The sequence below is a fragment of the Paenibacillus silviterrae genome, from assembly GCF_030167925.1.
Taxonomy (GTDB): Bacteria; Bacillota; Bacilli; order Paenibacillales; family NBRC-103111; genus Paenibacillus_G; species Paenibacillus_G silviterrae.
In genome coordinates this window covers 2860301-2874319 of the sequence record NZ_JASKUT010000001.1, presented here as the reverse complement: position 1 = coordinate 2874319, position 14019 = coordinate 2860301, and the positions used below count along the sequence as shown (strand labels likewise).

The window sequence follows — 14019 nt, the reverse complement described above, 5'->3', positions numbered from 1 at the left end:
CACTCATGCTTAAGAAGGAGCAGCCGGATGAAGGGAAGCCTCTTCGCCATGGCTACACTACGGGAGCCTGTGCGACGGCGGCGGCGAAGGCGGCGCTTATCGCGCTGATCGAGCAGGAGAACCAAACGGCCTCCACGATCCGGATCCCCGCGGGGCTGGAGGTGACGTTCGAGCTCGCACGCTGCGAATACGACCCCTCCCGCGGCTTGGCCGAGGTAATCAAGGACGGAGGCGATGATCCGGACGCAACGCATGGGGCCAGGATCATCAGCGAGGTGTATTGGTCGGAGAAGCCGGGGGTCGAGATCGACGGGGGCATCGGTGTCGGAAGGGTGACTAAGCCGGGGCTTCCCGTGGAGGTAGGCCAGGCTGCGATCAATCCAGTTCCGAGACGCATGCTGCGGGAGGCTGCGGAGGATGTCTTGAACCGGTACGAAATGAGCGGGCGGGGCGTTCGAATCGTCGTTTCCGTCCCCGACGGCGAGCAAATCGCGAAGAAAACGCTGAACGCCCGACTCGGTATCCTGGGAGGCATATCCATACTCGGGACAAGAGGTATTGTAGTTCCGTTCTCCACCGCCGCCTACAAGGCCAGTGTAGCCCAAGCGATACGCGTGGCGGTTAAGGGGGGCTGCAGCCATGTCATTCTGTCCACCGGCGGCCGCAGCGAATCGTACGGCATGCAGATGTATCCGAACCTTCCGGAGGAGGCCTTCGTCGAGATGGGCGATTTCGTCGGCTTTGCTCTCCAGCAGTGCCGCAGGCAAGGCATACGCAAGGCTACGCTGGTTGGCATGATGGGCAAGTTCTCCAAGGTCGCGCAGGGCGTGATGATGGTGCACTCCAAGAGCGCGCCGGTCGATTTTGGATTTTTGTCCCGTACGGCGGAGGAGGCCGGGGCTTCCCCGGAGACCGTGCAGGCGATTCTCGGAGCGAATACCGCCGCATTGGTCGGTGACTGGATGCAGGAGCAGGGAAACACCGGATTCTTCAGCAAGCTGTGTGAAAGCTGCTGCCGGCATTGCTATGCGGAGATTCAAGGCGGTATGGAGATCGAAACGGTGATCATTTCAATGAAAGGCAACTTGCTGGGCCGGGCTGAATGGACCGGCGAACCGGCAGACAAGCAAAGGGAGGATTGACGCACCATGAGCCATCGCATTAAAATCATCGGTCTCGGGGACGAGGGGGCGGCCGGATTGCCGCCCCAGTACGTGAAGTGGATCCGGGAAAGCGAGGTGCTGGTCGGAGGCGAACGCCAGCTCGGATGTTTCCCGGACTATCCAGGCGAGCGAATCACGCTCCAGGGAGGACTTGCGGACACTACGGCACGGCTTCGCAGCGAATCCCGAAGCGTCGTCATCCTGGCTTCGGGGGATCCGCTATTTTACGGGATCGGCGGTTACTTGGCCGGGAGGCTTCCCGTGGAGATCTACCCGGCGGTCAGCTCGCTGCAGCTGGCCTTTGCCCGGATGGGGGAGCCGTGGCAGGACGCCTACCTCGCTAGTGTGCATGGCCGAAGCCTGCAAGGGCTCGCCCAACGGCTGGACGGCAAGGACAAGGCGGCGCTCCTTACGGATGATACGAACACACCCGGGGTCATTGCCCGGTATCTGCTTTCCTACGGCATGTCGGAATATCGGGCTTTTGTAGCGGAGAACCTCGGCGGCCCGAACGAACGGACCGGCTGGTACTCGCTGGAGGAGCTGCAGGATGCTTCCTTCTCGCCGCTCAACGTGGTCATACTTCGCAAAATGTCGGAGGCTCCCCGCTGGTCCTTGGGCATCCCGGACGAGGAATTCGCGCAGCGGAAGCCGGATAAGGGCTTGATCACGAAGCGCGAGGTTCGCATCTTAAGCTTGGCGGGCCTGAACCTTCGGCCTGACAGCATGGTGTGGGACATCGGTACGTGCACGGGGTCCGTAGCCATTGAAGCGGCTCGGATGGCGCGGGAAGGGCAGGTGTTTGCGGTCGAGAAGAACGAGGCCGACTTGGCGAACGCTATGGATAACGCCAGGAAATTTAGGACGGACATCACGTTCCTGCACAGCAAAGCGCCGGAGGGGCTGGAGACATTCCCCGACCCGGATGCGGTGTTCATAGGCGGAAGCGGGGGTGAGCTGCAGGAGCTGCTGCAGGTGGTCTGCTCCCGGCTGCGGCCGCAGGGCTCGATCGTCCTGAACGCAGCGACGATTGAGAATCTGCATGAGGCGGTACAGGCTTTCGGAAGAAACGGCTATGAGACGTCGATTCTGCTATCCCAGCTGGCAAGAAGCAAGCCGATCCTAGGGATGAATCGATTCGAGGGGCTTAATCCCGTCTATATCATCACCGCAAGACGCGCGGAAACTACGTCGAAGAAAGAAGGGACGTTCCAAGAATGAACCGTTTAGGCACACTCTATGGCCTGGGAGTCGGACCGGGTGACCCGGAGCTCATCACGGTCAAGGCATTCCGTCTGCTGAAGGAATCGCCTGTCATCGCCTACCCCCGCAAAAAAATGGGAGCCAAAAGCTATGCCCTGAGCATTGTCGAGCTTTACGTAGATACGTCGCAAAAGGAGATGCTCGGCCTTACCTTCCCGATGACGAAGGATAAGGAGGCGCTGGAGCTTCAGTGGACGAAGACCGTAGAGATCGTGTGGGCCCATATGCAGGCAGGGAAGGATGTCGCCTTCGTGACGGAGGGCGATCCGATGCTGTACAGCACCTTTGTCCATCTCATGCGGCTGATGAAGGAGCGGCATCCGGAAGCTGCGCTTGTCTCGATTCCGGGGATCTCCTCCGTGAATGCGGCGGCCTCCAGATTAGGCGTTCCGCTTGCGGACGGAGACGAACAAGTAGCGATCGTCCCTGCCACTGAGGATTACAGCGCTATGCGTTATGCCATCGAGCAGCATGACTGCGTCGTGTTTATCAAGGTGGCGAAGGTGATGGATCTTATGCTTCACGTGCTTCGCGATCTTCAATTAACCGGTAAGGCCGCTGTGCTCACGAAGGTCACCTCCTCGGAGGAGCAGGTTTGGCTGAACGTCGAGGAGCTGGAAGGCCAGCCGCTGGAATATTTAACACTGATGGTGGTGAGAAAATGAAAATACATATCATCGGAGCGGGACCCGGCGATCCGGATTTAATTACCGTGAAAGGACTGCGCCTCCTTCAGGAAGCCGATGTCGTCCTGTATACGGACTCGCTTGTCAATGACGAGCTGATTGCGAAGGCTAAGCCGGAAGCCGAAATCCTGAAAAGCGCCGGCATGTCGCTGGAGGAAATGGTGCAGCTCATGACCGAACGGGTGAAGGCGGGCAAGCGCGTTGTACGCGTGCATACCGGCGATCCGGCGGTTTTCGGAGCGGTGATGGAGCAGGCCGCCCTCCTCAAGAAGGAAGGCATTTCCATCGAAATCGTTCCGGGGGTAAGCTCCGTCTTTGCCGCTGCGGCGGCCGTGGGTGCCGAGCTGACGATTCCCGAGCTGACCCAAACGTTAATCCTAACGAGAGCGGAGGGACGAACGCCGGTTCCGGACAAAGAGCAGCTCAAAGACCTCGCCGGGCACCACTGCACGCTTGCCTTGTTTCTAAGCGCTGCACTAACGAAGAAGGTGGTAAAGGAACTCACCGAGGCGGGGTGGAGCCCGCAAACCCCTGTAGCCGTCGTTCAGAAGGCAACCTGGCCGGATCAGGTCATTGTTCGCACAACGCTCGAACGCCTGGACGAGGACATGCGGGTGAACGGGATTCGCTCGCATGCGATGATTCTGGCAGGCTGGGCTCTCGACCCTGACATTCATGAACAGGATGCATACCGCTCCAAGCTGTATGACCGCACCTTTACCCACGGGTACCGCAGGGGAGTGAAGGATTGATGTCCTCCGCATCTGGACAGGAGACGATTCGGTTGGAGGAAGGCGTCATCCCTGCCTTGCGGAGGCAAGGTAACTATGCCGTGGTTGCCATCACCAAGCATGGGGTGGAGCTGGCAAGAAGGCTGCATGCCGACTTTGCGCATGTCGATCTCTATTATATGAATAAATTCAGGCGGGGGGACGAAGGAGAGAAGGGCATTCAGCTGTTCGAGGGCAGCGTGCGGCTGCTTTTTCCCGCCCTTTTTCCCGCTTATAAGGGAATCATCTGCATCATCTCGCTCGGAGCCGTCGTTCGCATGATCGCACCGCTTCTCATCGATAAGAAGAAGGACCCCGGAATCGTTGTCATTGACGATAAGGGTGAGCATGTCATCAGCGTCCTGTCCGGTCATCTGGGCGGAGCGAACGAACTGACCCGCGAGGTGGCTGCGGCGCTGGGAGCAAGGCCGGTGCTTACCACAGCCTCCGATGTACAGGGGACGATTGCAGTAGATTTGTTCGGCCGGCGTTTCGGATGGGTGTGGGAGTCGGACGAGAAGCTGACCCCTGTCAGCGCCTCGGTTGTGAACGAGGAACGGGTGGCCGTCGTGCAGGAGTCTGGCGAGCCAGGCTGGTGGATCTATGATACACCGCTGCCTTCGCATATCGGGGTGTATCGTAGCGTCATAGAGGCTTTGGCTGCAGAGCCGCAGGCCGCTTTGGTCGTCACCCACCGGCTGCTGGAGCCGTCGGAGGAGCGGATCCTGAGCAACGGAGTGTTGTTCCGCCCGAAGGTCATCGCGCTGGGAATCGGCTGTAACCGCGGCACCTCCGCCGAGGAGCTGGAGCAGGTCATCCGCGAAACGATGGACGAGCTTCGCTATTCGTTGCAAAGTGTGAAAGCGGTATGTACTATAGACATCAAGAAGGATGAGGAAGGGCTGCTGCAGCTTGCGGCAAAGTACGGCTGGCAGCTCATTGCCTATACTCCCGCAGAGCTGAACGAAATCGCCATAGAAGCCCCGTCGGAGACCGTGTTCCGGTTTACCGGGGCTTACGGGGTCAGCGAGCCGGCGGTGAAGCGATACACAGGGACGGACCGGTTGGTAGTCACGAAAAAAAAGTCCGGTAACGTCACCTTGTCCGTAGGGTTACTACACTTTGAAGGTAGATAGAAGGAGAAGAGCGTCTTCATGGGAACAGCAGAGCATACCCGCAGATTGGTGATTGCCGGGACCGGGAGCGGGGCGGGTAAAACGACGGTGACCATCGGATTGATGGCCGCCCTGCAGCGTCGCGGGTGGAGAGTGCAAGGCTTCAAGTGCGGACCGGATTATATCGATCCGACATATCACACCGCGGTGACGGGAATTCCTTCGCGCAATTTGGACAGCTGGATGCTGGGCAAGGATGCGGTGAAGGAAATTTTCTGCAGGGCTGTCTCCTCTTCGGAGGCGCAGATCAGCATCATAGAGGGCGTCATGGGCTTCTATGACGGGAAGAACCCACGTTCGAACGAGGGAAGCACGGCCGATATCGCCATGCTGCTGGATGCGCCGGTGCTGCTGGTGGTCAATTGCCAAAGCATGGCAAGAAGCGCTGCAGCGATAGTGAAGGGCTTCCAGGTGCTGGAGCCGAAGGCGAGGATTGTCGGCGTATTCGCCAATAAGGTCGGAAGCGAAGGACACTACCGCATCGTAAAGGAAGCTATCGAACAGGAATGCGGCATTCCGGTAGTAGGCTATCTGCTGAGAGAGGAAGGGGCCGAGGTGCCGGAGCGGCATTTGGGGCTGGTTCCGTCGATTGAGCGCGGGGAGCTGGACGGATTGTTCTCGCTGTTAGCCGATCGCTTAACCGCTACGACAGACCTGGATTTGCTGTGGCAGCTGGCTCTATCGGAGCCGGTTCACGCCGAGCCGGCCTTGTTTGCCGTCGAGGGAGCAGTGTCCGCATCCCGAGTCCCGATCGCCGTTGCGAAGGATGCCGCTTTCCATTTTTATTACCCGGAAAATCTGGAGCTGCTGGAAGCCTCCGGGGCGGAGCTGCTGTATTTCTCCCCGTTAGCAGGGGAGACGCTTCCTCCGCAGGCGCAAGGGCTTTATCTGGGAGGCGGCTTCCCCGAGGAATTCGCCGAGACGCTCAGCGGCAAGCAGGAGGTGTTCTCCTCGATTCGGGAGGCGCTGAAGGGCGGTTTGCCTTGCCTGGCGGAATGCGGCGGCTTTATGTTCTTGACCGAAGCGATTGAGGATCGCGAGGGAAACCGTTACCCGATGCTGGGCATCCTGCCGGGGCATGTGCGCATGCAGAATAAGCTGGCTGCGCTCGGCTACCGCGAGGTGACCGGGGGACCGGGGAACTTCCTGCTGCCGGCCGGAGAACAGGCGCGAGGCCATGAGTTTCATTATTCGGTGTATGTGCCCGACAAGTCGGAGCAGCCGCCCCCTGCCTATGAAACGAAGGGGCTGCGCGGCTCGAAGGCGGAGGGAAGCCTCCTGTATAACATCGTAGCGGGCTACACCCATCTGCACTTCGGCTCGAATCCGGCGCTTCCGAATCGCTGGCTGGACCGCTGCAGAGAAATAGCCAACCGTTTAGTATAATCGCTTTTCATAGCTTTCCTGCATGGCGGCTGCAACCTGACTTTCGGTCTTTCCGAGCTTTTTCGCGTGATCCGCAATGATGGCCGCGGGTTTGGGCAGCGATTCCTTCTCAGGCCATGTGGGGGGCTCCCATAGGTGCGATCTTTTCAAAGCCTTGGCACAATGGATGTAGCACTCCTCCGCTTCGACGCCGATCCCAAGAACAGGGCGCTTGCCGAACGCCTCCAAAGGCTCAAGCAGCTCAGGGTCCTTCACGATGCAAGCCCACCCGTTGATCCGCAGCGTTTCCTCCAGCCCCGGGATGAGAAAGATCAAGCCGATCCCCGGATTCTGCAAAAGGTTCTTGAGCGTATCGAAGCGCCGGTTGCCTGGCCGCTCCGGGATGAGGAGATGCTTATCGTCGATCACATGGACAAAACCCGCCTGATCCCCCCGAGGGGACACATCGCAGCAGCCGGAAGCATCGCTGGTGGCTACGAAGACGATAGGCGATCTCGATATGAAATCACGGCAGTGCCGATCAATCCGCGAGATGGTTTTATGGTTCACAATCTCATTAGGAAAGCCGCATAATGCATGCAGCTCCTCTTCGGAACGTACCGTTTCTTTAAACAAGGCATCCATCAGGCAACCCCACCGCCTCTCCGTTTCATGATTTCTTCAACCCAGGCATAACACTGCTCAAGCTGTTCGTCGCTGATTAGGTCCGACCTGTGCTCGAACACGATGTTCACTCGGTCGGTTTCCTCCATAATGATAGTTAAGTATTCCTCAATAGGTGCCCAGCCGTCGGCAGGGTCCAATTCCGGCAATGCTGGATAATGGTTGTGCGTAACGGTGTCACCGACCCGGACATTCCACAAGTGCACCGTGTAGGCGAATCGGGCATAGGTACGAAGCACTTTTTTGGCGTCGAAATAAGGGTCCAGCCGTTCTTGCAAATAAAGCCTTCCGGTATCGAGGCACAATCGGATTCGAGGGTACTTCAGCAGCAGGTCCGTGAGGAAGCCGGTTTCATATACGTACCGATTCAAGGCATCGAATTCGAGCACAGGGACGAAACGATACGCTTCACTTTTCTCGGAAAGCCATTGAAACAGCAGCTCCGTGTTCCGGGCCAGCTCCTCGTATGAATATTGACTTTCATATACATATTCCAGCGGATCGGCAAACCGCCAACGGCTCCAATCCACCCGATCGTCCAGAATCACCGGTTTGGGATAATGAAATAAGATGTAATCGGGCTTTATTCGGGTAAGATAGTCGAGCTCCTGTTGAATGATTTCGTAGGCTTCTTGCCGGATGGCGTCCTCTTGGGCAATAACTGGAGCATCACGCAGCTTGGATAAGCCTGAACGGAAGGGGAAATGAACGCCGACCCGGAATGCGCGTTTTTCCGCTTCCTGCAAAAGCTGCCGGGTATCCTCCTCCGAGCCGAACAGGCAAGCCTCCACGCCCCAGAAGCCGTCGTGAAGGTCCCGCGCATCCTTTTTTCGGTCGAACGCTCCGTGCTGTCCGATCACAAATCGATTCCTCATCAGTTGCCCTCCATTGGCGCGGTTTTTGACGGGTATGAGCTTTTATTATACAATGCCTGGATTTTTTTGTGTGAAAAATAAGGATGGGAAGAGTTCGGGCTTTACTTTAAAATGAACACTGGTCAATTATAGTACGAAAAAAAGGCCGGACTAGGCCAGCCTTGATCGGTACAATTATTTCGTCTGAGTAACGACAGGGAACCAGCCCGGAGAGTTCATGATCGCCTGCCACAGCGGATCCGGAACAACGAGATGCTCCTGATCCTGCGGACTCACAGTCGTGTAAATGTCGGCTTCACGGCCTTCCGTCACCTTTTGCACCCAGTCCGGTTCCATGATGAGCTCGCGTCCGAGAGCGACAAGCGGAACCCCGGCCTCAAGCGCCTTCAGGGCATCGTCAGCTGAATGGAGGGAGCCGACGCCGATTAGAGGCGTTCTACCGGCAATCTTCTCCTGCAGCCATTCGACCCGTGTTTTGCTCGTATCCACGCCGCGGCGCGGTTTCGACCAGAAGTCCATCAGCGAAACATGCAGGTAATCGAGCTCTTGATCCGCCAAGGCGTCCACCAGCTCCAGCGTCTCGGACATGGTGAAGCCCGGCGTCGATTCTTCCTCCGGCGAGAAACGGTAGCCGATCAGGAACGGCTGTTTGGCATGCTCGGCCACAACACGCTTTACTTCCTCGACAACGGCAAGGGGGAAGGCCATGCGCTTCTCCAGACTGCCGCCCCAGCGGTCGTCACGGCGGTTCGAATGCGGGGAGAAAAATTGGTGGATCAAATAACCGTTTGCTCCGTGAATTTCAACGCCGTCATAGCCGGCTTCGATGGCCCTTCTCGTCGTTTCGCCGAAAGCGCGAATGATGTCCAGGATCTCTTGCTCCGTTAGAGCGCGCGGGAGAGGACTGCCTTCTTTCTCCGAGGCAACAGCACTTGCGCTAACAACGTCCCCCCCGGGTACTAGAGCGCTTGGAGCCTCACGTCCTCCGTGGAAGATTTGGAGTACAGCCTTGGCTCCCTTGTCTTGGATTGCGGCTGCCAGACGCTTCAGGCTGGGCAGAAGGTCGTCGCGGTCGCCTCCGAACTCGCCCGGGAAGCCTTTGCCGTTCGGAGTGACGTAGGTGCACGCCGTTATGACCATGCCGGGGCCGGAAGAGCGGCGGGCGTAATAGCTTACCTCCGCGTCCGTTACGTGACCCTCCTCATCAGAAGAAAAGTTGGTCATCGGAGCCATAACGATACGGTTTTTCAGCTCGATACCGCTCTTCAGCTTCATAGATTGAAACAAAGGATTGTATTTACTGTTCATTTCATGTTCCTCCATCCGAATGAGTACGTAGTGTTCAAGCTACTGGTTAGGATTTGCTTTTTCCAGCTTTTTCATGATACGGCACAACTGATACAAAAACAATTACAGTTATATGGTTATCATATACGAAAAGGTAGTTAATTACAAATAAAAAGTTAAGGAGGCTTGCCTTACGTATAAAAAAGCCCAGCCCTATCGTTGTTAGGGCTAGGCTTGCTGATTACGGATGAAGCATCAGAATTTCCCGAATCTCTTGCTCAGTGAGCGCCGAAAGCCTCTGCTGACCCGGCAGGGCGATTTCTTCAATCAAATGTTTCTTGCGCTGCTGGAGCTCGTACATTTTCTCCTCCACCGTTCCTTGAGCAACGAGCCGGATGACCTGAACTACGTTCTTCTGGCCGATCCGGTGCGCCCGGCCCGCCGCTTGCTCCTCCACGGCGGGATTCCACCACAGATCATAGAGAATTACGGTGTCTGCGCCCGTCAGGTTGAGGCCGGTTCCTCCCGCCTTAAGCGAGATGAGGAACAGATCGCCTTCCCCTTCATTAAACCTGCGACATAGCTCGACGCGCTCCGCGGAAGGCGTATGGCCGTCCAGGTAGAAATGGCGTATATCGCGATAGCCCAGCTCCCGGCCGGTCAGACCCAGCATCTCGGTGAATTGAGAGAAGACGAGGGCCCGCCTGCCGGCGCTGCGACAGTCGTCGATGAGCTCAAGCAGCTGCTCGAATTTAGCTGAGCTTCCTTTGTAGTCCTGCACGAAAAGAGCGGGATGGCAGCAGAGCTGGCGAAGCCTGGTTAGACCGGCAAGAATTCGGATCCGGCTCTTTTCATCGAAGCCTTGGGTGCTGAGATGCTTCAAGGTTTCCTCCTGAAGCCGCGACAGATAAGCGGCGTACAGCTTCTTCTGCTCAGGCAGCAGCTCCGACGCTTGCAGCGTCTCGATTTTGTCCGGGAGCTCCTTCAGCACGTCGGACTTCAGCCTGCGCAGCAGGAACGGGCGGATCCTTCTTGCCACCGATTCTCTCGAGAGCTCCTGAAACTGTTTCAACGGCGGCAGCAGCTCGGGGAAAACCCCGTTGTAGATGGACCAAAGCTCCTCCAGCCGATTTTCGACCGGAGTTCCCGTCAGAGCGAAGCGGTGGCGGGCAGTGATCTCCCTTACAGCCTGGGCGGTTTGGGTGGTGTTGTTTTTGAATGCCTGTGCTTCATCCAAGATCAAGGTGTGAAACGTCTGTTCGGCGTACCAAGCCAAGTCCCTGCGCAGCAGGGGATAGGAGGTGATAAGGACATCCGTCTCCAACGAATCACGGAAAAGAGCGCTTCGCTCCTGCTTGCTGCCGTCCGCTACGACAGCTTTCAGCTGCGGGGCGAATTTGCGGATCTCGCTGAGCCAGTTGTACATAAGGGAGGCGGGGCATACCACAAGGGCGGGCTGACCCTGCTCCCGCATCTCGCTTTGTACCGAAAGCAGGAAAGCAATGCTCTGCAGCGTCTTCCCAAGCCCCATGTCATCGGCAAGGATGCCGCCGAACCGGTATCGGGCAAGTGTCTTCATCCATTGAAACCCGTACGCTTGATAATCCCTCAGCACCGGAGCGAGCTTATCCGGAAGAGGAAATTCCAAATGATCGGGGTTGCGCATATGCTCCAGCATCCGGCGAAGCGACTTCCCCAGCCGGAGGGCGCCGCTGCGGTCGTCGCGCTCCGTGAGGCGCAGTCCGTAGAAGGCGGGAACCCTGATTCCCGCTGCCGTGAGGTCCCCTCGTCCAAGTCCCAGCTCTTGGAACGTCCGAAGCACCTCCTGAAAGGCCTCTCCTTCCAAGGGCAGCAGTGAGCCGTCGGGCAGTCGGTGATAGCGCCGCTTCTCTTGGAGCGAGAACAGCACTTTCCGAATTTCGGCTTCAGGTATGCCGGCCAGCTCGAATTGGAACTCTAACCAATCGGTCCGTACATCGACCTCCGCCTTTAAGGTCGGGGTGATCGGGCCGCTATGGATCCGAAGCTTGACCGCCGTAGTGGCAAGCACCTGAGCGTACTTTTCCAGCATGGGGACAATCCGGTAGAGGAAGTCGTATTCCGACTCCTCTTCTTCCATGAAGTAGCCCGCTTCGGTTTTCGTGAAATTTCCGAGCTCCATCAGCTCTAGAATCCGCTGCTCCTTCTCTCCGTCACGCATCAGAATGCGCCCTCCGTCCCGGACGCCGCCGGTCGGCTCGAGCGGATTGATAATGATGTCTCCATACTGAAATTCAAGCGCAGCCAGCAGGCGCTCCCGCATCCGGTCAAGGTACAGCCTGGCCTTCAGCGGCGTGCGTACGATCCGTTCGGACACGGATTCCTCGATCCGTACACTGCCGAGCCTCATCAGCCCGGGAACCACCTTCTCCATAAAGGGCTCGGCCTGCTCCGCAGCGATGAGAACTCGGCTGCGTCGGGCGCCTGCCAGCATGCGCTTCAGCTCGGCAACCCGGCGGCATTCCTCCTCCGGCAGCTTCATGAGTCCCCCGCCCGTAAGCACCAGCCTGTACTCCTCGAGCACAACAAGACGCTCCAGTCCGGTCACCTCCAGCTGATAGGCCTCAGCTTGTCCTTGGACTTCCGTGAAGCGGAATTCCAGCGGCAGGTTCTCTTCAAGCCAGCGGATGCCTTCGTAAGCTTCTCCGTCCTGTTCTATCTTCAGAGAAGGGGCGGCCTCCAGGCAGGGGCAGATCGTTTCCCACGCGTAAGGAGGAATCTCGACTGCGGACAGCTTCTGCGTACCGGCTTTCGTTTCCCTCTCCTGCGGTTTGCGGTAGAGACCCTCATTGCGAACAATCTCGATGAGCTGGCGCAAGACCGCATCGTGCCCCGGCAAGAAGCTGTGAAGTCCGGGATCGTATTCGAAGCCGCGGCTAACCGGAAAAGGCGCTCCCCGGCCGACGGCTTCTAGAAATTCTCTAATTCGCTGTACCGGGTACAGCCGTTTGAGACCTGTTTTCATCTCGATCCCGAGCAGAGCTTTTCCGTCTCCGTAGATAACCGGCTTGCAGATGAATTCCACTTGAAGCACCGTCCGGGTATCGAACAGCGGTCTCGCTCCGCTGGAGCGCCGCGGCTTGTGGGCGAACAGATCCAGCATACCTGCCGCCAACAGACGTTCCGCTTCCGAGCTTCGGATAGGGTCCGGGGGCGGGGCGTCAAGCAAATTCCAGAGCACCGCGGCTATGTGGGCGCAATACTTGTCATCCGGATGATACGCCGGGCAGGAGCACTCCGCGTACGCCTCGCCTTCACGGTCGAGGTCTAAGGCGACCAGATACAATTCCCGCGCACCGGCTACCTCTGCCTCTTGAATCCAAGGCTCGGATTCGCAGGGCAGCAGGCTCACCTGGCCCTCACGGTAGAGCGCCTCCCCCTCTTCATAAGCAAAACGGCCGCAAAGCAGCTTGATTTTTTCAGTCGTAAGTGGAAAGCTCATGTTTCGGTTCCTTTCCGTACGCAGCTCCGTCTTTTCGAATAACTCTATGATAACAGATCGGGGCGAAAAGGAGTATAACTGACACTATTTCAATTACAGTTAGAATGTGTTACGATACAAAAGTTAGTACATTACGAACTGATAGCAAGTCGCATCGTATTTTAGACGAATGTGATCCATACTACAAAGAGTTACTATAGTGACAGAATAAGGGATGGTGCCATATGACCGATCGTGAGCTACAAGCATTGAATTACTCTGATATCAAGCTGTCCGTGCTGGATTTAGCGCCTATTCCGCAAGGTACTACGGCAGCGGATACTTTCCGCCATTCGCTGGATTTGGCACAGCATGCCGAGCAGTGGGGCTACCACCGCTATTGGCTGGCCGAGCATCACAGTATGCCGGGCATCGCCAGCTCGGCTACGTCCTTGGTGATAGGGTATATTGCAGGCGGTACGAAATCGATCCGGGTCGGCTCAGGAGGAATCATGCTGCCGAATCACGCGCCGTTAATGATCGCGGAGCAGTTCGGAACGCTGGAATCGATGTATCCGGGACGCATCGATCTGGGCCTTGGCCGGGCGCCGGGCTCGGACTTCCCGGCTACAAAGGCGCTTCGCCGCGGCTTGACCTCCGGCGGAGAAGACTTCCCCGAGCTGCTCCGGGAGCTGCGGGCTTATTTTGACCCAAGCGCGATCGACGATCGCCCTACGGGAGTACGAGCGATCCCCGGCGAAGGGTTGAACCTGCCGATCTGGCTGCTGGGCTCCAGCGGCTTCAGTGCGAAGCTGGCGGGCGAGCTGGGGCTTCCGTTCGCTTTTGCGAGCCATTTTGCCCCCGATTATTTGCTGCCTGCCATAGAATTGTACCGCAGCACGTTCCGCCCGTCCGGGGTGCTGGAGAAGCCTTACGTTATGGTGGGCATGAACATCATCGCTGCGGAAACGGACGAGGAAGCTCGAAGATTGGCAACTTCCCACGAGCAAGCATTCTTGAAGATTATCCGCGGTCAAACGGGGATGCTGCAGCCTCCCGTCGACGACATGGAGCCGCTCTGGAATGAGAGGGAGAAGGCGATCATTCGCAAGCAGCTCAGCTATTCCATTGCCGGCAGCAAAGCGACGGTCCGGGACAGGCTGCCTGCCTTTATCAAGGAGACGGGGGCCGACGAGCTGATCGTGACCGCTCAAGTATATGACCATCAGGCTCGGCTGCGATCGTATGAGCTGTTGAGCGAGGCATTCGCGGAGCTCCGGGGGTAGGCTCG

11 protein-coding genes are annotated in these 14019 nt (G+C 57.8%); 7 read left to right on the top strand and 4 right to left on the bottom strand.

What is annotated here, in order from left to right; translation table 11 throughout:
* The first annotated feature begins 5 nt into the window (after nucleotides 1-5).
* Genes QMO62_RS13170 through QMO62_RS13145 form a run of 6 tightly spaced genes read left to right on the top strand, consistent with a single transcriptional unit; the run spans nucleotide 6 to nucleotide 6443 of the window.
* Complete coding sequence (locus tag QMO62_RS13170) at nucleotides 6-1142, top strand: cobalt-precorrin-5B (C(1))-methyltransferase (RefSeq protein WP_284641476.1); 1137 nt, start codon at nucleotides 6-8, stop codon at nucleotides 1140-1142.
* Between the two features lie 6 nt (nucleotides 1143-1148).
* Nucleotides 1149-2384: a precorrin-6y C5,15-methyltransferase (decarboxylating) subunit CbiE gene (gene cbiE / locus QMO62_RS13165; protein WP_284641473.1), complete on the top strand. Its 1236-nt coding sequence runs from the start codon at nucleotides 1149-1151 to the stop codon at nucleotides 2382-2384.
* Nucleotides 2381-3091, top strand: coding sequence for a precorrin-2 C(20)-methyltransferase (gene cobI / locus QMO62_RS13160; protein ID WP_284641471.1), 711 nt, complete (start codon nucleotides 2381-2383; stop codon nucleotides 3089-3091). Before cbiE ends, cobI begins: the two co-directional genes overlap by 4 nt.
* Nucleotides 3088-3864, top strand: coding sequence for a precorrin-4 C(11)-methyltransferase (gene cobM, locus QMO62_RS13155; protein ID WP_284641469.1), 777 nt, complete (start codon nucleotides 3088-3090; stop codon nucleotides 3862-3864). Before cobI ends, cobM begins: the two co-directional genes overlap by 4 nt.
* Complete coding sequence (locus QMO62_RS13150) at nucleotides 3864-5018, top strand: cobalt-precorrin 5A hydrolase (protein WP_284641467.1); 1155 nt, start codon at nucleotides 3864-3866, stop codon at nucleotides 5016-5018. The genes cobM and QMO62_RS13150 overlap by 1 nt, the downstream gene beginning before the upstream one ends.
* 18 nt (nucleotides 5019-5036) lie before the next feature.
* The gene (locus QMO62_RS13145; RefSeq protein WP_284641465.1) at nucleotides 5037-6443 is read left to right on the top strand and encodes a cobyrinic acid a,c-diamide synthase CobB; all 1407 of its coding nucleotides are present in this window, start codon (nucleotides 5037-5039) and stop codon (nucleotides 6441-6443) included.
* Here the strand turns inward: QMO62_RS13145 and QMO62_RS13140 are convergent.
* The 4 genes from QMO62_RS13140 to QMO62_RS13125 form a co-directional block, all read right to left on the bottom strand.
* Nucleotides 6435-7067: a pyridoxamine 5'-phosphate oxidase family protein gene (locus QMO62_RS13140; RefSeq protein WP_284641463.1), complete on the bottom strand. Its 633-nt coding sequence runs from the start codon at nucleotides 7065-7067 to the stop codon at nucleotides 6435-6437. The two genes, QMO62_RS13145 and QMO62_RS13140, sit on opposite strands and share 9 nt — an antisense overlap.
* The gene (locus QMO62_RS13135) at nucleotides 7067-7981 is read right to left on the bottom strand and encodes an IolE/MocC family protein (protein ID WP_284641461.1); all 915 of its coding nucleotides are present in this window, start codon (nucleotides 7979-7981) and stop codon (nucleotides 7067-7069) included. The genes QMO62_RS13140 and QMO62_RS13135 overlap by 1 nt, the downstream gene beginning before the upstream one ends.
* 174 nt (nucleotides 7982-8155) lie before the next feature.
* Nucleotides 8156-9289, bottom strand: coding sequence for an NADH-dependent flavin oxidoreductase (locus QMO62_RS13130; RefSeq protein ID WP_284641459.1), 1134 nt, complete (start codon nucleotides 9287-9289; stop codon nucleotides 8156-8158).
* 220 nt (nucleotides 9290-9509) lie between these two features.
* Entirely contained in the window at nucleotides 9510-12749 is a 3240-nt protein-coding gene (locus QMO62_RS13125) for a DEAD/DEAH box helicase (protein WP_284641457.1), read from the bottom strand.
* 224 nt (nucleotides 12750-12973) lie between these two features.
* Between QMO62_RS13125 and QMO62_RS13120 the strand changes: the two genes are divergently transcribed.
* Nucleotides 12974-14014 carry an LLM class flavin-dependent oxidoreductase gene (locus QMO62_RS13120; RefSeq protein WP_284641454.1) on the top strand — a complete coding sequence of 347 codons (1041 nt, stop codon included), beginning with the start codon at nucleotides 12974-12976 and terminating at the stop codon, nucleotides 14012-14014.
* Nucleotides 14015-14019: the final 5 nt, after the last annotated feature.